17 protein-coding genes and 1 tRNA gene are annotated in these 19,170 nt (G+C 64.9%); 12 read left to right on the top strand and 6 right to left on the bottom strand.

Annotated features, from left to right (window positions below):
* Positions 1–54: 54 nt before the first annotated feature.
* Positions 55–130, bottom strand: a tRNA-Ala gene (locus V3572_RS09495).
* Positions 131–258: 128 nt separating this feature from the next.
* Positions 259–1,821, bottom strand: coding sequence for a glycosyltransferase family protein (locus V3572_RS09490; protein ID WP_332110755.1), 1,563 nt, complete (start codon positions 1,819–1,821; stop codon positions 259–261).
* Between the two features lie 56 nt (positions 1,822–1,877).
* On the opposite strand from V3572_RS09490, the gene V3572_RS09485 reads away from it, so the two are divergent.
* From V3572_RS09485 to V3572_RS09455, 7 genes are all read left to right on the top strand, one after another.
* Positions 1,878–2,528 (top strand): RlmE family RNA methyltransferase, encoded by a 651-nt coding sequence (locus V3572_RS09485; protein ID WP_332110754.1) that lies wholly within the window; start codon positions 1,878–1,880, stop codon positions 2,526–2,528.
* Positions 2,529–2,731: 203 nt separating this feature from the next.
* The gene (locus V3572_RS09480; protein WP_332110753.1) at positions 2,732–3,478 is read left to right on the top strand and encodes a YebC/PmpR family DNA-binding transcriptional regulator; all 747 of its coding nucleotides are present in this window, start codon (positions 2,732–2,734) and stop codon (positions 3,476–3,478) included.
* Between the two features lie 3 nt (positions 3,479–3,481).
* Positions 3,482–3,988: a crossover junction endodeoxyribonuclease RuvC gene (gene ruvC, locus V3572_RS09475; RefSeq protein WP_332110752.1), complete on the top strand. Its 507-nt coding sequence runs from the start codon at positions 3,482–3,484 to the stop codon at positions 3,986–3,988.
* On the top strand, positions 3,985–4,590 hold the full coding sequence (gene ruvA / locus V3572_RS09470) for a Holliday junction branch migration protein RuvA (protein ID WP_332110751.1): 606 nt from the start codon (positions 3,985–3,987) through the stop codon (positions 4,588–4,590). Before ruvC ends, ruvA begins: the two co-directional genes overlap by 4 nt.
* Positions 4,587–5,558, top strand: coding sequence for a Holliday junction branch migration DNA helicase RuvB (gene ruvB, locus V3572_RS09465; protein WP_332110750.1), 972 nt, complete (start codon positions 4,587–4,589; stop codon positions 5,556–5,558). The genes ruvA and ruvB overlap by 4 nt, the downstream gene beginning before the upstream one ends.
* 191 nt (positions 5,559–5,749) lie before the next feature.
* Positions 5,750–6,481 (top strand): FAD-dependent thymidylate synthase, encoded by a 732-nt coding sequence (gene thyX, locus V3572_RS09460; protein ID WP_332110749.1) that lies wholly within the window; start codon positions 5,750–5,752, stop codon positions 6,479–6,481.
* 924 nt (positions 6,482–7,405) lie between these two features.
* Positions 7,406–8,758, top strand: coding sequence for a chromosomal replication initiator protein DnaA (locus V3572_RS09455; protein WP_332110748.1), 1,353 nt, complete (start codon positions 7,406–7,408; stop codon positions 8,756–8,758).
* 30 nt (positions 8,759–8,788) lie between these two features.
* On the opposite strand, the gene V3572_RS09450 is transcribed toward V3572_RS09455, so the two are convergent.
* The 4 genes from V3572_RS09450 to V3572_RS09435 form a co-directional block, all read right to left on the bottom strand.
* Entirely contained in the window at positions 8,789–9,922 is a 1,134-nt protein-coding gene (locus tag V3572_RS09450; protein WP_332110747.1) for an acyltransferase family protein, read from the bottom strand.
* Positions 9,923–10,349: 427 nt separating this feature from the next.
* On the bottom strand, positions 10,350–10,559 hold the full coding sequence (locus V3572_RS09445) for a TOBE domain-containing protein (protein WP_332110746.1): 210 nt from the start codon (positions 10,557–10,559) through the stop codon (positions 10,350–10,352).
* A 152-nt stretch (positions 10,560–10,711) separates the two neighbouring features.
* Positions 10,712–12,916, bottom strand: coding sequence for a bifunctional alpha,alpha-trehalose-phosphate synthase (UDP-forming)/trehalose-phosphatase (locus V3572_RS09440; RefSeq protein ID WP_332110745.1), 2,205 nt, complete (start codon positions 12,914–12,916; stop codon positions 10,712–10,714).
* A gap of 68 nt (positions 12,917–12,984) precedes the next feature.
* A complete protein-coding gene (locus tag V3572_RS09435) occupies positions 12,985–13,989 on the bottom strand; it encodes a YbgA family protein (protein ID WP_332110744.1) in 1,005 nt (334 codons plus the stop codon).
* A 161-nt stretch (positions 13,990–14,150) separates the two neighbouring features.
* Between V3572_RS09435 and V3572_RS09430 the strand changes: the two genes are divergently transcribed.
* The 5 genes from V3572_RS09430 to leuC all read left to right on the top strand — a co-directional run bounded on the left by V3572_RS09430 (position 14,151) and on the right by leuC (position 19,110).
* The gene (locus V3572_RS09430) at positions 14,151–14,777 is read left to right on the top strand and encodes an HAD family hydrolase (protein ID WP_332110743.1); all 627 of its coding nucleotides are present in this window, start codon (positions 14,151–14,153) and stop codon (positions 14,775–14,777) included.
* On the top strand, positions 14,778–15,428 hold the full coding sequence (locus tag V3572_RS09425; RefSeq protein WP_332110742.1) for a phosphatidylserine decarboxylase family protein: 651 nt from the start codon (positions 14,778–14,780) through the stop codon (positions 15,426–15,428).
* 8 nt (positions 15,429–15,436) lie between these two features.
* A complete protein-coding gene (gene pssA / locus V3572_RS09420) occupies positions 15,437–16,201 on the top strand; it encodes a CDP-diacylglycerol--serine O-phosphatidyltransferase (protein ID WP_332110741.1) in 765 nt (254 codons plus the stop codon).
* A gap of 129 nt (positions 16,202–16,330) precedes the next feature.
* On the top strand, positions 16,331–17,866 hold the full coding sequence (locus V3572_RS09415) for a 2-isopropylmalate synthase (RefSeq protein ID WP_332110740.1): 1,536 nt from the start codon (positions 16,331–16,333) through the stop codon (positions 17,864–17,866).
* Positions 17,851–19,110, top strand: coding sequence for a 3-isopropylmalate dehydratase large subunit (gene leuC / locus V3572_RS09410; RefSeq protein WP_332110739.1), 1,260 nt, complete (start codon positions 17,851–17,853; stop codon positions 19,108–19,110). The genes V3572_RS09415 and leuC overlap by 16 nt, the downstream gene beginning before the upstream one ends.
* Positions 19,111–19,170: the final 60 nt, after the last annotated feature.

The following is a 19,170-nucleotide window of genomic DNA, read 5'->3' as shown; positions in this document are numbered from 1 at the left end:
TAGTCCGCAAAAATCAAGGGCTTACGATTTTCATCGTAAGCCCTTGTTCTTTTTTGGTGGAGGCGATGGGGATCGAACCCACGACCTCGGCGTTGCGAACGCCGCGCTCTCCCAGCTGAGCTACGCCCCCGAAGGTGGAATGGGGCATGTAAACCCGTTTCGGCCGACGGTCAAGCCGAGGCAGGCGGCCTTGGGCCGATGCGTGTCGGATGTCCCGGGGTATCGGGTTGAAAAATATGGCGGGATTCTTGAAAAAACCTAGTCGGGCGCCCGGCAAAGATCCAGGCGATTGAGGACTTCGGCCACCCGGACGTCATAGGTGTGCCGACTGGCGATTTCCGCCCGCCAGGCCCGGATCAGGTCCGCCCGCAGGTTTCGTTCGGAAAAAAAACGTCGACACCGGGCCACGGCCTCGTCCGGGCGGGAAAAGACCGTCTCCCGGGTCAGTTCCCGGGGAAAGACGCCAAGCCCCGGGTTGTCGTCGGTAAGCAGGAACCCCCCGGCCGCCCACACGTCGAAATGGCGCTGGGTCAGGCCGTTTGGCAAAAGCAGTCCGGTCACGTTGAGGTTGATCCCCGACGCGGCATAGACTGCGGCCAGGGCCCCGTAATAGTCCACCGGCCCCCGGCAGGCCTGGCCGGGCAGAAGCTCTGCCCACCGCCCGTCCCCGAAGACCGCAAGCTCCACCTCCCGGGACAGGGCCGCCAGCACCTCCGTGCGTCGCGCCCGGCCGATCTCCTCGGCCCCGCATCCGGCCACCCGCACCGCGCCCTCCGGCCACAGTCCGGTGAGGCCGAGGGCCTGCACCCACCAGCCGAAATGGGGCCGCTCCCCGTGCGCGACCATTTCCCGGGCCGTGGCCGCAAGTTCGCTCGGGGGCAGGCAGCCGGAGAAAAAGCCCCGCTTGCCGGGAAATTCGCTGCGGCCCACGAAGACGGCCTTGTCGGCGAGATCCCGCGCCGCCTCGGGCAGGGGGGAGGGCAGCGGATCGAAAAATCGCGGGTTGGCGGCCAGGGGCAGATGATGCACGCAGGCGGCCCCATGGCCGGCCAGGGTCTTGATAAACCAGTCGTCGGTGACGAAAAGCGGGATCATGCGCCAAAACGGCGAACGCAGGCGGCTGATGAGATGGAAGGGATTGTCCACGCACCAGGCGGCCACGGCCGTCCCGGCCTGCCGCAGCAGGTAAAACACCCGGCCGAAATCGTCCAGGCCCTGGAAATTGACGCAAAAAAAGAGGTCCGGGGCGCCATCGCGCACGATCTCGGACAGATGCTCCAGGATCTCCGCCGGGTCCATGACCGTCGCCGCGAACCCGGCCCGGGTGAAGGCCTCGCGCAGTTCCGGGACCAGGAGGCTGCGGGCGGTTCCCGGCAGGAGCACCGTGCGCACGGCGGCCGGCGGGGCGGCAGGGGCGGGGGTTTCGGCCCGAAGACGGTCCAGGCACGCCTTGGCCCAGATCGGCCCCCAAAAGGACGGGAAGTGTTTGAGCCCCGGCATGTAGAAAAATATCGGCCCGGGCCACGGCCCGTGTAAGACCGTCTCCAGGGGGACCCGTTCGAAATCGGCGGGGATCGTTTCCCACCAGTGCTCCGGCATCTGGGCTTCGCACTCCGGACATTCCACGTAGAAGCATTTGCCCCAAGCCTGGGGCAGAAAGGTGGGCAGCCGCCAGGGGCTGGGCCCCAGCCCCAAAAACAGGGTCGGCCCGCGCTCTTCCCCGAAACGGGAAAAGCTTTCCCGGCAATCGGCCAGGGTCTGGGTCCGGCCCAACTCGTTTGTGACCGATATGCGGCTGGGCCGTGAGACATGGTCGTGCATGCGCGCCTTTCCTTGCGTGGCGGTTTCGGTTACCGTGCCTGAAGGCACGAAACACCATGAAAAAAATTCAGGATCATTATTTTTTGAAAGCCAAGCAGGAGAATTATCCGGCCCGCTCGGTCTATAAGCTACAAGAAATCCAGAAACAATGCAGCCTCCTGGGGTCGGGGCAAACCGTCCTGGACCTGGGGGCCGCCCCTGGTTCCTGGACCATGTATTGCGCCGAAAAGGTCGGCCACGGCGGCCGGGTGCTGGCCGTGGACCTCAACCCCCCGGCCATCTCGTTTCCGCCCCAGGTGACGTTCGTCGAGGACGACGCCTTCTCCCCGGGCCCGGAGCTCACGGCGGCCCTGGACGATCACGCCCCCTTCGACGTGGTGGTCAGCGACATGGCCCCCAAGACCACGGGCATCAAGTTCGCCGACCAGGCCAATTCCCTGGAGCTGTGCCAGCGGGCCCTGGAGATGGCCCGGGCCTTTCTCAAACCCGGGGGGCGGTTTGTGACCAAGATTTTTCAGGGCCCCGACGTCAAGGCCTTCGAGGGGGAGATGCGCGTCAGCTTCGCCACGGTCAAGGCCATAAAGCCCAAGAGTTCGCGCCCCGAGAGCAAGGAAATTTTTTACGTCGGCCTGGGCTTTCGTCCGGCCGAGGCCGACTCGGGTTACGACCCTGGCCGTGATAGTGGTTTCTCAACAAAAGATGCATGAGCATGAGTTATCTTCATACGGCGGTACGCCGGTTTCACGGGCATGACCGGGAAGAGCCTCCGGGGCGGCGCATGGGCCGGATTGCGGGTTGAACAATTTTTCGGAAACGGTCACAAGACCGGCGCGCCGGAAAAACCATGCGGCACAATCCGGGCGGGATGGACGACGCTCCCCCATGCCCGATATTTCATACGGAGGATATAATGGCCGGACATAGCAAATGGAAGAACATCCAGGCCCGCAAGTCGGTGCAGGACGTCAAAAAAGGCAAGACCTTCACCAAGGTGACCAAGGAACTCATGCTGGCCGCCCGGGCCGGAGGCGGCGACCCGAACACCAACGCCCGCTTGAAGTCGGCCATCGCTGCGGCCAAGGCCGTGAACCTGCCCAAGGACAAGATCGACACGGCCGTCAAAAAGGGCACGGGGGAACTGGCCGGGGAGAATTTCGACGAGGTCGCCTACGAGGGCTACGGTCCCGGCGGCGTGGCCATCCTGGTGGAGGCCGCCACCGACAACCGCAATCGCACCGTGGCCGAGATACGCCACATCATGAGCAAAAACGGCGGCGCCATGGGCGAGTCCGGGTGCGTGGGCTGGATGTTCGAGAAAAAGGGCGTTTTGACCTTCGCCAAGGAGAAATACGACGAGGACCAAGTCATGGAAGTGGGCCTGGAGCACGGCGCCGAGGAAGTGGCCGACGAGGGCGACGTGTGGGAGGTGCATACCGCGCTTGAGGCCTTCGAGACGGCCCGGCAGGGATTCGAGGCGGCGGGCATGGCCTTTGACGAGGCCGAGATCACCATGGTTCCGGCCAACAGCGTGGCCGTGGACGCCGAGACCGGGGCGAAGATCATCCGGCTCATGGAGGCCCTTGAGGACAACGACGACGTGCAGAAGGTGCATTCCAATTTCGATCTGCCGGACGATGTCCTGGCCCAGATGGGCTAGGGCGTGGGCGCAGAGGGAATAGTGGTCCTGGGGCTTGATCCGGGGTCGCGCTGCACCGGCTACGGGCTGGTGCGCGAGGTGTCCGGGCAGGTGTCGCTCCTTGAGGCCGGGACCATCCGCACCGAGCGCGAGACGGACGTGGCCGCCAGGCTGGGGCTGATCTATTCCGGGGTGGCCGCGCTCATCGAACGCCACGGGCCAAGCGAGGCCGCCGTGGAAAGCGTGTTCGTGGCGGTCAATTCCGCCTCGGCCATCAAGCTCGGGCAGGCCCGGGGGGCGGCCCTGGCCGCCTGCGGGGTGGCCGGGGTGACGGTTTTCGCCTACGAACCCACCCTGGTCAAAAAGAGCCTGGTGGGCGCAGGCAGGGCCGAGAAATCGCAGGTCGCCTTCATGGTGGGCAGGGTGCTGGGATGCCGCGAGGTCATGGCCAAAGACGCTTCGGACGCACTGGCCGTGGCCGTGTGTCATCTGAACCGGAAACGCTTTTTGAAGCTGTGCGGGGCGTCATGATCGGATATCTTCGGGGAGAGCTTCTGGCCCGGGCCGAGAAAGGGGCCTTGGTGCTCACCGCCTCGGGCGTGGGCTACGAGGTGCGGCTGTCCGCCAGCGTGGCCGCCGGGCTCCCGGCCGTGGGGGCGGAGGTGGCGTTTTTCGTGCACACCTCGGTGCGCGAGGACGCCATCGAGCTCTTCGGCTTCCCCGGCCTGGAGGATCGGGCCACCTTCGAGGTGCTCATCGGCATTCCGAAGCTTGGCCCCAAAACCGCCCTGTCGATTCTTTCGGTCTACGACGCCCCGGCCCTGCGCGCGCTGTGCGCCGGGGACGATCCCGGCCCCCTGGCCCGGGTTCCGGGCATCGGCAAGAAATCCGCCCAGCGCATTTTCGTGGAGCTCAAATACAAATTGGACATGGGCCAGGGGGGCCTGCCCCTGCCCCGGCCGGGCGTCGCCCCCACGGTTTTTTCCGACGCCCTGGCCGGTCTGGCCAACCTGGGCTATCCCGAGGGCCAGGCCGGGACCGTGCTGCGGGCCGTTTTGGACGCCGAGCCCGATCTTGACGTGTCCCAGGCCTTGCGCCAGGCCTTGAAAAAGCTGGCCAGGGAGCGCTCGTGAGCGACGACCGCGCCCTTCCCGACGATTCGGTGCGGCCCGGTCGGCTGGCCGAGTTCATCGGCCAGGACGACCTGCGGGCCAACCTGGAGGTCTTTTTGCGCGCCGCCAGGGATCGCGGGCAGGCCTTGGACCACAGCCTGTTTTACGGCAACCCGGGCCTGGGCAAGACCACCCTGGCCCGGATCATGGCCTCGGAACTGGGGGTCAACCTGGTGACCACCTCGGGGCCGGTGCTGGAGCGCGGCGGCGACCTGGCCGCCATCCTGACCAATCTCCAGCGCCGGGACATCCTCTTTATAGACGAGATCCACCGCATGCCCGCCGCCGTGGAGGAGATCCTCTATCCGGCCATGGAGGACTACAAGCTGGACCTGATCATCGGGCAGGGGCCGGGGGCGCGTACGGTGCGCATCGACGTGGAGCCGTTCACCCTGGTGGGGGCCACCACGCGCATCGGGCTTCTGACCTCGCCGCTTCGCGACCGCTTCGGGGTGATCTTCCGCCTGGAGTTTTATTCCCCGGAAGAGCTGGCCCGCATCGTGACCCGGGCGGCCCGGATCATCGGGGTCGAGCTGTCGGCCGAGGCGGCCCTGGTCATCGGGGAGCGTTCCCGGGGCACGCCGCGCATCGCCGGGCGGCTCCTTCGCCGGGTGCGCGATTTCGCCGAGGTGGCCGGGGCCGGGGTGCTGACCGGGGACATCAGCCGGGAGGCGCTTGGCCGCATGGACGTGGACCCCCACGGCCTGGACCAGATGGACCGCAAGATTTTGACGGCGCTTATCGGCCATTTCGGCGGCGGGCCGGTGGGGGTCAAGACCCTGGCCGTGGCCTGCTCCGAAGAGGTGCGCACCCTGGAGGAGATATATGAGCCCTACCTCATCCAGTGCGGCCTGCTCAAACGCACCCCGCGCGGCCGGGTGGCCACGGCCAAGGCCTACCGGCACCTGAAGATGACCCCCCTGTCGTAAGGCGGCGTGGGCGATTTGCGGGAAGGGGGAGAGGCCTGGGGCGGCCATGGGTTGTGGAGGAGATGCCTCCGGCGGCCAAAGGGTTTCACCCTTTGGAATCCCGTAACGGGAAAGGCCGGGGGCTGCCGCGATGTCTTGTAAGGCGCAATGTGCCGCATGGCCTGCCGCCAACGTCAACCGGAGCCACTTTCATGCCCGCCACATCGCTTTCCGTCCGCCTGCTGGCCGTCACCCCGAACGCCCTGGAACTGATGTATGCCGCCTTTCGCCAGTGTTATCACGCGGGCTACGTGGGGGACATGTGGGACGGGCTGCTGGCCGGGGAGCCTCCCCGGGAGAAGCAGGCGGCCTTTGTGGAGCGCATTCTGGCCTCCGGGCACGACAGCCCCGTGGAGCACGTGAGCTTCACCTTCGCCATCGAGGGGGTCTCGCGCACGCTCACCCACCAGTTGGTGCGCCACCGCATCGCGTCGTATTCCCAGCAGAGCCAGCGGTATGTGGACGCCTCGGATTTCGACTACGTGCTGCCGCCGTCGTTGGCCAGAATTCCTGAGGCCAAGGCCCGCTACGAGGCGTTCATGGCCGAGGCCGCAGCCTGCTACCGGGAGCTTCAGGCCATGCTTGCGGCCAAGGGGCGAAAGGGCCAGACGTCCAACGAGGATGCCCGCTTCGTCTTGCCCGGGGGCGTTGAGACCAAGATCGTGACCACCATGAACTGCCGCTCGCTTCTGCATTTTTTCGAACTGCGCTGCTGCATGCGGGCCCAGTGGGAGATCCGCGCCCTGGCCGAGGGCATGCTGGCCCTTTGCCGCGAGGCCCTGCCGGTGATCTTCGCCACGGCCGGGGCCAAATGCGCCCGCCTGGGCTATTGCCCGGAGAGCGAACGCTTCAGTTGCGGCAAATATCCGGTTCGCCCTGCCTGAAGCGGCCTTGGCGGCGACCTCGCCGGGAAACGAGCCCATCCATATCGAGAAGCCGTTTGTATTTTTTGCAAGGCCCGGGGGTTTTTTCCCGGGTCGCGTCGGCTTCGCCCTCCCGCAGGCGAGCGCGCGGGCCTTTCAGACATGGCGAAGGTGTCCTCCCGGGCCGCGCCTTTCCGCCGTCCGGCGCGGGACGGCGGACGGCCCGCGTTCGTGTCCGCCCATTCCGCCCGAGTGGCGTGGAATGCGCCTGGCCGACGGGCCATCATCACCCGAACCCGCCTCAACTGGCGGCGGCCATGCCGCCATGTTTTTTTCTGTGCCTCGGGCAGCCCCAGACCATCCGTTTTTGCGTATATCCCGTGCAAATAGAGCCCTCTGGCGACAAGTATCCGATTCGTCGATAAAATCTCCTAATCCCGTCAGATCGCCGAATTTCAGGGTTCATAAGTGCGAAAAAAGGGGAACTCTCCTTTTTTCGCAGGGCAATCCCGTTTGCTTGTGCAGGGTAAAAAATGTTCGTTTTGAAGAAGACAAATGAAATGAGTGTGTTGTGATGATATGGAAATGATCGCTATCAGGCGCAGAAACGAAAAATCCTAGGGCCACGGGCCTTTCAGGGTGTCAACGCATGAAAAATGTTACGGAGAGCTCTCGAAATAATAAATTATCATTCGAAAAATGGAGAAAAATGAAAATAAGCCTGTGGAAAAAACTTTCACAGATGTTGAAAAAAAGGCCGGACACCCGGCAACCCCCGCCAGGACAGGGTTCGCGGGCGCCCCGAAGATGCCGACCATACCTTGATCAGCGGGAATGCTTTTTAGATTCAGTTGGTTACGCTGTAGAGAACAAGACCGCCCACAGTCCCCAAGCCATCTCTAATCCGTTTTTGCCAACGCCGTCCGTCTGGGTATGGTGCCGCCCATGGAAAAGATCTGGACCCAAACCAAGCTCCTGCTCGAAAAGACCGTCAGTCCCGGCCTTTTTCACCTTTGGATCAAACCCCTTTCCGCCCGCGTCGCCGGGGATGCCCTGGAACTGACCGCCCCCAACGCCTTCGTGGCCGCCTGGGTGCGCGAACGGCTTTTGGACGCCATCACCGAGGCCGCCGCCTCGGTCATGGGCCGACGTCCCGAGGTGACTGTCGCCGAGGCCGGAGCAAACCCCGAACACGGTCGGCCCGCAAGCGGCGCGGCCCCGGGCAAGGCCCCGGTGGCCGTGTCCCTGGGACTGCCCGCGGAGATGCCGCTGCGCACGGTGTCCGAAGACCGTTTCCGTTTTTCCTTCGACGATTTCGTGGTCGGACCCTGCAACGAGCTGGCCTATGTGGCCTCCCGGGGCATCTGCGAGCAAACCCTGGCCTCGGAGCAGCTCTTTATCAGTTCCTCCCCGGGCCTGGGCAAGACCCATCTGCTCCAGGCCATCGGCCGCCAACTGTGCCATGCCCCGGGCAAGGCCAAACCCCGGGTGGTCTACCTCACGGCCGAGGAGTTCGCCGGACGCCTGATCATGGCCATCAAGGCCCGGGACGTGGAGCGTTTCAAGACCTCGTTTCGGGAGAGCGTGGACGTGCTGCTCCTGGAAGACATCCATTTTTTCCGGGACAAGCCGCGCATCCAGGCCGAACTGCTCAACACCCTAAAGGCCCTGCGGTCCCGGGGCTGCCGTCTGGTGTTCACCAGCTCCTTTCTGCCCAAGGAACTCTCGGGCGTGGACGAGCAGCTGGCCTCGCGATTCTGCTCGGGATTTCTGGCCGGGATCGTGCCCCCGGACCTGCCCACCCGCAAGCGCATCCTCGAACGCAAGGCCGCCGTACATCAGGTGCTTTTGCCCGAGGCCGTGTCCGACCTTTTGGCCGAACACCTGCGTGTGGACATCCGACAACTCGAAAGCTGCATCCACAACCTGGCGCTCAAAGCCAGGCTCTTAAACCGGGCCATCTCCCTGGAAATGGCCTGGGAGGTGCTCGGCAACTACAAGATCGAAAACCCCACCCTGACCCTGGACGACATCGTGGACTACGTCTGCGACGTCTACCGCATCTCCCCCGATCAGTTGTCCTCCAAGTCCCGCAAGCGCGAACATGTCCTGGCCCGCAACACGGCGTTTCTGCTGGCCCGGCGGCACACGGAAATGTCCCTGCAGGACATCGGCCAGCGTTTCAACCGCCGCCATTCCACCGTGGTCAAGGGCATCACCTCCCTGGAGCGGCACTTGAGCCTGGAGACCCCCTTGGGTCGGCAGATCGAAAAAACCCTGGAGCGGGTCTCGCCCTAGGATTTTTCCCGGAAGCGCTTGCGCCCCGGGCTACTGCCGCACCATGGCCCGCAGAAGCGGCGTGCGGCGGATGATCCAGGCCGCGCCGAAGCAGGCGGGCAGAGACAGGACGAAAAGGATCAGGCACTTGGCCATACCTGGCAGGGGCAGCGGCGTCAGGGCCCGGGCCAGGGCGACCATGATCGGCGGGTGGAAGACGTAGACCGCGAAGGCGCTGGCCGACAGGGCCGCCACGAGGCGGCTCTGGGTGTTCCATTTTTCGCGTAGGGCCGTGATGATGCCCACGGTCATGCACACGCCGTTGGTCGACTCCCACAGGGCATAGGCCAGGCTTTGCCAATGCAGGCCGCCGGACAGCCTGCCCATGTCCCCGCCCGTTCCGAAAAGAAGTAGCCCCCCCCATACCGGCAACCCGGCGCACACGGTCAAAAGACAGGCCCGGCCGAGGCGGTTTTCGGCGGTGTGCAGCCAGTCGTTGGCCTTTGCCGCGATGCCGAAGCCAAAGAGCACGACATACTGGGTGAAATAGCCAAGCTGCATGTTGCACACCATGGCCCCGATGGGCATGACCAGCCGGACCAGGAATGCGCCGACGGCGCAGAGCAGGATCAGCCTGATCAAAAGCGGCGCGGCCAGGGGGCGGGGAGGGCCGACCCGGGGGGCCGGCTTCACGAGCGCGGCCGCCCCGGCGTAGATCAGGCAGAAAAGAAGCAAGGCCAGGGCGAACCACATGGGGCCGCTGCCGGACAGGATGTGCAGGTCGGCCACATAGATCCGGTAGAATCCGGCGAAGTCGATTTTGGAGCGTACGTCCTCCATGTTGGCCAGATAATAGACGGTCAGGGGATGTACGACCGCCATGTAGAACAGGGTCGGGAGCCCCAGGCGCGTCAGGCGGCCGAAGACGAAGGCCCGTGCGCCCTTGCGGCGCAGGGCCAGGGCGGCATAGTAACCGGCCAGGGCGAACAGCGTCCCCATGAAAAAGGACTGGCAGAGCCCCTCGATGAAGACGAAAAACAGCAGGGCGGGAGGCCCCGGGGCGACCGGATCGCGGTAGTACCAGCCGCCCACCCCGCTGTAGGTGATCACGGCGTGGATGAAGACCACCAGCACGATCAGGCTCAGGCGGGCATTGTCCACAAAAAGCATGCGGCCCTGGCCCATGCGGCCTCCTTGGCGCCGGGGGATAAGGATGTCCCCGCGTCGCGCCGGACGGGTCCGGTTTCCGCGAAAAGATGCGGGTGGAGACGGCCACGGGCTGCATCGCCCGGGCGGACCATCCGTCGGCGTTTCGGTTACGTCACTTTTACGGGAAATCCCATGGCCGACATGGTGCGGGAAGACTCGCCGCCTCCGGCGACACCCGTGAGAAAGGAAGCCCTTGCCCTGCTCTTGGGAGATGGCCGTTTGGCGTCCCAAAACAAGGCCCCGGTTTCGAAAAACCGGGGCTTTGCGCCGTCAGCAGCGGCCAGTCGCCAGGCGGCCAGTCGCCGGGCGGGCGGCCGCCTGGCAAAAAGACACGAAAATCCCTCGCTTGCCGCGCGGCAGGGCTGCGGCCCGGGCGAGATTTTCGAGGCGCGCTGGCGCCATGCTAGTCGGTGACGACCATCACGCTTGAGGCCTTGACCATGGCCTTCACCTTGCTGCCGGCCTTCAGGCCCATTTTTTCCACGGAATGCTTGGTGATGACGGATACGACCTCCACTCCCGGGGCCACTTCAATAACCACTTCGGCGTTGACCAGACCGATGGTGATTTCCTTGATCGTTCCGGGGATGAGATTGCGGGCGCTGACGTTCATGGAGATTCTCCTTGCGTTGAAGGTTCGGGGATGCGGCCGCCAAGCGTCTCTTGGTGATGGCGGCCACCATGCCCGACACCTTAAGTCACGAAATGAAATAAAAACAAGATCGTCACGTTTTTCATGCAGTCGGGACAGTGCCGTCGGGGCCATTATCCGGCCAGGTTGCGCAGGAGCACCAATGCCGAGCGGGCGTTTCGCAGGTTGAAGGCGGCCCGGGTGGCGCACAGGCCCACCCGCAGGGTGGCCGTAAAGGGCCCCTGTTCGGGCAGGGCGGTAAAGATCTCCTCGCCGTCGTCGGTGGCGGCCAGGGCCAGGATGGCGTCCGGGGCGTGCAGGCGCTGGAAGTGGTAGGCCGCCGCCCCCCGGCCAACCCCTGGACTGACGGTCTCCACGAAGGCCGGGCCCTGGCGCACGGTGACCTCCAGGCCCGCCGCCAGGCCCATAAGGGTGGCGCAGAGCTCCCTGGCCCGCATCTCGCCCAGGCTCTTGTCGGCGCGGCGGTAGCGCCACACCAGGGAATGTTCCCTTTCCTCCACGGTGGCCCCGGGAAGGCGTCCGGCGAAGCGCTGCATCAGCGGCAGGATGGTGGCGATCCATTCCCGGGGCAGGGGCCGGGGCATGATCCAGTCCTGTCCCGCCTCGCGCAAAAAGGCCCCGTTTTCCGCCGCCAGGGCCACGGGAAGCGTCCCGAACAGGCGCTCCATGTCCGCCCGGCTGCCGGAACCGATGATGACCACCATGTTGGCCGGATCCCGGCCAAGCAGGGTCAAAAGCTCCAGGGATTCGGCCGCAGGGGCGTCCGGCGCGGCGTCCCTGGAGACGAAAAGCCCCTCGGCCTCCAAAAGCAAAAGCCGCCGTTTCGCCTGCCGCGCCGCCTCCACCATCTGCTGCGCCCCCAGGGGCGACAGGCAGTGGGATTCCAGGCGGCGGCGTTCGTCGCGGACCCCGAACAGCGAGTCCAGAAAATCCCCGGCCCAGTGCCGGACGTCGAACCGGGTCAGGCGCGCGAACAGCGTCTGGTTTATCCGAATCTGGGCGGCCCGGTCCATGGTCAGCGAGGTTTCGATGGCCTCGGCCATCTCGCTTATGTCGCGCGGATTGACCGTGATGGTCTCGCCCATCTCGGCGGCCGCCCCGGCGGTTTCGCTCAGGATCAGAACGCCGGTGCCGCCGTTTTTGGCGGCCACGTATTCCTTGGCGATGAGGTTCATGCCGTCGCGCAGGGGGGTCACCAGGGCCACGTCGCTGGCGGCGTACAAGGCGGCCAGTTCGCCCAAGGGAAAGGAGGAGAAGCGATAGAGGATCGGGGTCCAGGCCATGGTGGCGTATTTGCCGTTGATGCGCCCGACCATCTCGTCGATGCGTTTTTTCATCTCCTGGTATTTTTTGATCTCGATGCGCGAGGGCACCACCACAAGCATCAGCACCACCTTTTCCAGGCGCTCGGGATGCCGCTTCAGGAAGCGGTCGAAGGCCGCCAGGCGGTTTAAAATGCCCTTGCTGTAGTCCAGGCGGTCCATGGACAGGATGATGTCGGCCCCGGCCAGGGACCGGCGCAGATCGTCGGCCAGGGCCCGGGCCGGGGCCGAGGCCGCGGCCCCGGCATATTTGGCCACGTCGATGCCCATGGGAAAGGTGTCGGCCACCACCGGCCGGTCCTCCACGGCCAGTCGGCCCATGTTGTTGGGCAGCCCCAGGATGCTGGAGACGCTGCTGACGAAGTGCCGGGTGTAGTCGTAGGTGTGGAAGCCCACCAGATCGCTGCCCAACACCCCGTGCAAAAGGGCCTGGCGGCAGGTCCGGGGCAGGGTGCGGAAGAGTTCATGGGAAGGGAAGGGGATGTGCAGGAAAAAGCCGATGGCCGCCAGGGGGTGGGCCTGGCGCAAGAGTTGCGGCAGGAGCATGAGCTGGTAGTCGTGAACCCAGATCACGTCGCCCTCGCGCAAAAGGGGCGAAATGGCTTCGAGAAACCGGGCGTTGACCTTTTCGTAGGCCCGCCAGGAGGCCTCCCGGTAACTGACGTAGGTGGGGAAATAGTGAAAAAGCGGCCACAGCACGGCGTTGCAAAAGCCGTGGTAGAAGGCGTCCATCTCATCACTCGGGACGTGCACCGGATGCATGTCGAAGGCCCCGTCATGGCCCTCAAACAGGTCGAGGCCCGCAAGGCCGGTCAGAGGCCGCCCCGGCCAGCCCACCCACAGGGGCTTTTCGTCAAAGGGCGACTCGGCCGGAAGCGCGTTTAGATAGGCCTCAAGGCCCGTGGCCAAGCCTCCCGCCGAGGGTTCGACCGCAATGCGGCCATCCGTTTCCACCAGCCGTACGGGCAGGCGGTTGGAGACGATAACGAGTCTCATGGGGTGCTCCAGTGTGCTGCGCCGCTTGCGGGCGGCGGGTTTTCCTCCGGGTGGGCGGTGTGTTCGCTCTAGACGTGGTTGCGCAGCATGAGTTCCCGGGGATGGGGCTGCAGATACCACTGGTTTTTGAGATAGGCCGCGTCGTATTTGCGCACGAAATGGGACAACAGGGTCACGGGCACGACAAGCGGCAGCCGTCCGTCCCGGTATTCCGCAAAAAGCTCCAGGGCCTCGGCCTTTTCATCCGGGGTGAGCTGTTTTTTGAAATAGCCCAGGATGTGTTGCAGCACGTTGGCATGTTTGGCCGGGGTGGCCCGCAAGGCCATGGCCGACAGCAGAAGGCGCTGGTACTGCGGGAAAAGCTCCGCATCCGGCACGGCCCTGGCCCGAGCCGCCAGACGTCCCATCTCGCCTGCGATCTTTGGCGAATGGGACATGAGCAGGTACTTGTGGCTGGCCTGGAAGGCCGCCAGCCGTCCCGCCCGGAGGCCCTTGCCCGGGGCCTTCGGAGGTGACCCTTCAGGCGGCGTCCCGTCCAGGCCGACTTCGGCCAGCAGGTCGCGGTATCTGGCCAGGGTGAACACCCGGGCGATGAAATTTTCCCGCAGCCCGGCGTCGTGCAACCGTCCCTCCTCCTCCACGGGCAAAAGCGGGAAGCGGTCCATGAAGGCCCGGGCGAAAAGTCCCACCCCGGTCATGGCCGGGGGGCCTTTTTCGGGGTAGACCTTGACCCGGGCCATGCCGGACGAGGGCGATTTGCTCTTGAAGATGTATCCGCACAGGTTTTCCCCGGCCAGTTCCGAAACCCGGCGGGCGCAATAGGCGAGCATCCGGCCGGTGAGATCGATGCCGGTCGTGATCGTCACAAGGCGTGGGCTGGCGGGGTCGCCGGTCAGGCGCATGGCCGGTCGCGGCGTGCCCAGGCCGCATTCGGCCTCGGGACATACCGGCAGGAACTCAAAATACGCCGCCAGGGTGTCGGCGACAAAGGCGTCGCGTTTGTGCCCGCCGTCGTAGCGCACCGGGTGACCCAGAAGGCAGGCGCTCACTCCCAGGCGGATGGGTCGGTCCATGATCTCCCTCTTCGGGGGCCGCGTCACGGCCCGGCTCGTGGGGAGGGTTGCCGGGCGCGTGCAAAGCGGATAAGTCTTTTTCCCCTTTATGGGACAGCATACGGTTTTTCGTCAAAAAATCAAATCCCGGCGGGGCCGGGGCAGGAGAGTGGGGGCGGGGCATGGCCCAATGCGCAGCGACAGCGGTTTTTTTCGATTTCGGCGGGGTGGTGGCCGAAGAGGGCTTCAAGTCCGGGCTGGCGGATCTGGCCGAGGCCCGGGGACATAGTCCCCATGCCGTCATCCGGGCCGGGTTCGACGCCATGTGGGACTCGGGGTTCGTCACCGGCGCTGGCGACGAGGCCGATTTCCTGCGCGAGTTTGCCGCCGTGTCCGGCATGAAGGTCAATGCCGCCGAATTGCGGCGCACGGTTTTTTTGCGCTTCACGGTGCGGCCGTTCATGTTGGACTGCGCCGACCGCCTGCGCGCCGCCGGGATCAGAACCGCGATCTTAAGCGACCAGACCCACTGGCTGGACGAACTCGATCAGACCCTTTCGTTTTCCGCCCATTTCGATATGGTCTTCAACAGCTTCCATCACGGCGTCTCCAAGAGGGAAGCAGCCTTTTTCGAACTGGCTCTGGACCGCATGGGGGTCGCCCCCGGGGAGTCCATCTTTATCGACGACAATCCGGACAACGTGGCCGTGGCCGCCTCGCTTGGCATGACCGGCATCCACTATACCGGCAGGGAACGCTTTCTGGCCGACCTGGCCCGTCTGTGCCCGGCGGCCCTGGAGGACATCTAGATGCGTGGAGTCTATTCCTTTTTCGGCCTGGCCGCCGACGGCCTGCCCATCATCGGCATCTTCGCCCTGGCCGCCCTGGTCATGGCCCTTTTGCGCTGGCCCTACGCCGCTGTGTTTTTTCTCCTGCTCACGACCTTTTGCGTGCAGTTTTTCCGCGATCCCGAGCGGGTGGCCCCGGACGCCCCGGGGCTGGCCGTGTCCCCGGCCGACGGCCGGGTGGTCCGACTGGGCCGCGCCCCGGACCCCTTGACCGGGGAGATGAAGGACGTGGTGTGCATCTTCATGAACGTCTTCAACGTGCATGTGAACCGGACGCCCGTGGCCGGGACCATCGAGCGCATCAAATATTTTCCCGGGAAATTCTTCAATGCCGATCTGGACAAGGCCTCGGTGGACAACGAACGCAATGTGGTCGTGGTCAAGGACGCCTCGGGAGATTCGTTCACCGTGGTGCAGATCGCCGGGCTCATCGCCCGGCGTATCGTGTGCCGGGCCGCGCCTGGCGATGCGTTCCTGCGGGGCGAGCGGTTCGGCATGATCAAGTTCGGATCGCGGGTTGACGTTTATCTGCCGCATGGTTATCATCAGTCCGTCACAATGGACCAAAAAGTGTTGGCCGGACAAACGGTCATCGCGGAAAAGACCCCGTAGAAGGAAAAATGGACGAAACTGCCCAAAGGCCCGCCCGAAAGGGCGTCTACATCCTGCCCAACCTGCTGACCGTGGGAAGCCTCTTCTGCGGTTTCATGGGCATTTTGTGGGCCTTGGAGGGGCGTTTCGACCTGACCGCCCTGGCCATCCTGGTCAGTTGCCTGTTCGACGGCCTGGACGGCAAAGTGGCCCGCCTGACCCGGACCTCCAGCGACTTCGGCGTCCAGCTCGACTCCCTGTGCGATCTGGTGGCCTTCGGCGTGACCCCGGCCATCATGCTCTACCAATGGGAACTCCATGCCTTCGGCCGCCTGGGCATCATGGCCTGCTTCCTCGTGGTGGCCTGCGGGGCCCTGCGGCTGGCCCGGTTCAATATCCAGAGCGCCTCGGGCAGCAAGAAATTTTTCGTCGGCCTGCCCATCCCGGCCGCCGGGTGCATCATCGCCACCCTGTACATGTTCACCCAGTACGTGCCCGATGCGTTCTTGGAATCGGTCATGCCCAAGGCCTGTCTGGTCATGGCCTATCTGGTCTCCTTCCTCATGGTCAGCCGGGTGCGCTACGCCTGTTTCAAGGAATTCGGGCTCCTCAAGGCCCATCCCTTCCGGGCCATGGTCACCGCCATCCTGCTTTTCGTCATGGTGGCCTCGGAGCCCAAGCTCTTCGGTTTCCTGTTCTTTTTCGGATACATGATCTCCGGTCCCATCTACACTTTCTTCGTTCTACCCCGCCGGTCCCGTGCGCTACGGGAGTCCCTCCAGGAACTCTCGTAACCATCGTCGTACCCGCATACCGGCAATCCCCGTATTGTCATGACCAAGTCCCTCGGCTAGGGTAGTCCCTCGCCGTGCCCTGTCCTGCACCCTTCCGTCCGCCCCTGCGGACGCCCCAAGGAGTCGGCCATGTCCGAACGCGTCTACATCTTCGACACCACCTTGCGCGACGGGGAACAGTCCCCCGGCGCCACCATGACCCCCCAGGAAAAAGTCCGCATGGCCCGCCAGTTGGAAACCCTGGGCGTGGACATCATCGAGGCCGGGTTTCCGGCCGCCAGCGACGGCGATTTCGAGTCCGTGCGCATGATCGCCGCCGCCGTGAAAAACGTCCAGGTGGCGGCGCTTTGCCGGGCGCTCACCTCGGACATCGATCGCGGCTTCGCGGCCATCAAAGACGCCGTGAATCCGCGCATCCATACCTTCCTGGCCACCTCCGAGCTGCACATGAAACACAAGCTCGGCAAGACCCCGCGCGAAGTTATGGACATGGCCAGGGCCGCCGTGTCCCATGCCGCGTCGCTCACCAAAAACGTGGAATTCTCCGCCGAGGACGCCTCGCGCTCCGAACCGGAATTTCTGGCCGCCATGTGCGAACTGGCCATCGAGGCCGGGGCCACCACCATCAACATCCCCGACACCGTGGGCTACGCCCAGCCCGCCGAATTCGCCGAGCTCATCCGTTTCCTGCTCGGCCGGGTAAAAAACAGCGCCCAGGCCGTCTTCGCCGTGCACTGCCACAACGACCTGGGCCTGGGCGCGGCTAACACCCTGGCCGCCCTGGCCGCCGGGGCTAGGCAGGCCGAGGTGACGCTTTCCGGCATCGGCGAGCGGGCCGGGAACGCCTCCCTGGAACAGGTGGTCATGGCCCTTAAGACCCGGCCCAATTTCTACAATCTGGAGACCGGCGTGGTCTCGGAGCAGATCTACCCGTCCTGCCGCCTGCTCTCGCGCATCATCGGCATGCCCATCCCGCCGTACCAGTCCATCATCGGCCGCAACGCCTTCGCCCATGAGTCCGGCATCCACCAGCACGGCATGCTCAAGGACCGCCGCACCTATGAGATCATGACCCCCCAGTCCATCGGCCGGGCCGGGACCGAGATGGTGCTGGGCAAGCATTCCGGCCGCCACGCCCTCAAATCGAAAGTCGAGCAGCTCAACTACCGCCTGAGCGACGAGCAGCTTGATGTGGTGTTTGCGGCTGTCAAGGAACTGGCCGACCGCAAAAAGCAGATCTACGACGACGACGTGGAATCGCTCATCCTGGAAAACGTCTTCCGCATCCCGGACAAGTACCGCCTGAAATACCTGACCGTCCTGGCCGGAAACATCGAAATGTCCCCCTCGGCCAACGTGCTCATGGAGATCGACGGGAAAGAGGCCAAGGTCTCGTCCTTCGGGGTCGGTCCCGTGGACGCCGCCTTCGAGGCCATCAGCAAACTGACCGGCAAAAAGCCCGAACTGGAATCTTATCTGGTCAACGCCATCACCGGCGGGGCCGACGCCCAGGGCGAGGTGACCGTGCGCATCCGCGAGGGCGAAAAAACCTCCGTGGGACGCGGTTCCCATGACGACATCATCGTGGCCAGCGCCCTGGCCTACATCAACGCCCTCAATCGGATGGCCAAAAAAGAGGAGGAACGCGAATGCGCCGCACTTTAGCCGAGAAGATCCTCGCCCTGCACAGCGGCGAGGAGGACGTCACCCCGGGGCGCATCGTGCGTTGCCCCCTGTCCCTGGTCCTGGCCAATGACATCACCGCCCCCCTGGCCATCAAGGCCATGGCCAAAATGGGCGCGGACAAGGTCTTTGACCGGGAAAAGGTGGTCATCGTCTGCGACCACTTCACCCCCAATAAAGACATCGACTCCGCCGAGCAGGTCAAGTTCTGCCGCGAGTTCGCCGTGAAAATGGGCCTTGTGAACTACTTCGAGGGCGGAAACGTGGGCGTGGAGCACGCCCTTCTGCCCGAACTGGGCCTCGTGGGGCCGGGCGACGTGATCGTCGGCGGCGACTCCCACACCTGCACCTACGGCGGCCTTTCCGCGTTCGCCACGGGCCTTGGCTCTACCGACATCGGCGCGGCCATGGCCCTGGGCGAGACCTGGTTCAAGGTTCCGCCGACCATCAAGGTCAAACTCGCCGGAACCCTGGCCCCCTTCGTCGGGGCCAAAGACCTCATGCTGAAGCTCATCGGCATGCTCGGCGTCTCCGGCGCCCTCTACAAGGCCCTGGAATTCACCGGCCCCGTCAGCGCCGGGCTCACCGTCGAGGGCCGCATGACCATGGCCAACATGGCCATCGAGGCCGGGGGCAAGGTCGGCCTTTTCGCCTCGGACGAAAAAACCGTGGCCTACGCCGCCGCCCACCACCGCCCGAACGCGCCGCTTCTGGCCGCCGATCCCGGCGCGGCCTACGAACGCGAGGTCGAAATCGACGCCACGGGCATGTCGCCCCAGGTGGCTTGCCCGCATCTGCCCGACAACGTCCGGCCCGTGGAGGAGCTGTCCGACATCGTCATCCACCAGGCCGTCATCGGCTCCTGCACCAACGGCCGCATTGAAGACCTGCGCGTCGCCGCCGCCATCCTCAAAGGCAAAAAGGCCGCCAAAAACGTGCGCCTGATCATCCTTCCGGCCACCCCCGCCATCTGGAAGCAGGCCCTGGCCGAGGGACTTCTGGAAACCTTCATGGACTGCGGGGCCATCGTCGGGCCGCCCACCTGCGGGCCCTGTCTGGGCGGGCACATGGGCATCCTGGCCGGGGGCGAGCGGGCCATCGCCACCACCAACCGCAATTTCAAGGGCCGCATGGGCTCACTCGACAGCGAAGTCTATTTGGCCAGCCCCGCCGTGGCCGCCGCCAGCGCCCTGACGGGGGTCATCACCCACCCGGCGGCCGTGTAGGCATGTGGATGACCTGGAAGGAATCCTTGCCGCCGATGGCCTCGAACTTCTCGGCGAAAT

The sequence above is a fragment of the Desulfolutivibrio sp. genome (assembly GCF_036584575.1).
In the GTDB taxonomy this organism is placed as follows: Bacteria; Desulfobacterota; Desulfovibrionia; order Desulfovibrionales; family Desulfovibrionaceae; genus Desulfolutivibrio.
Note: the sequence above shows the minus strand (reverse complement) of the source record. Positions and strands in the feature narration are given on the sequence as shown.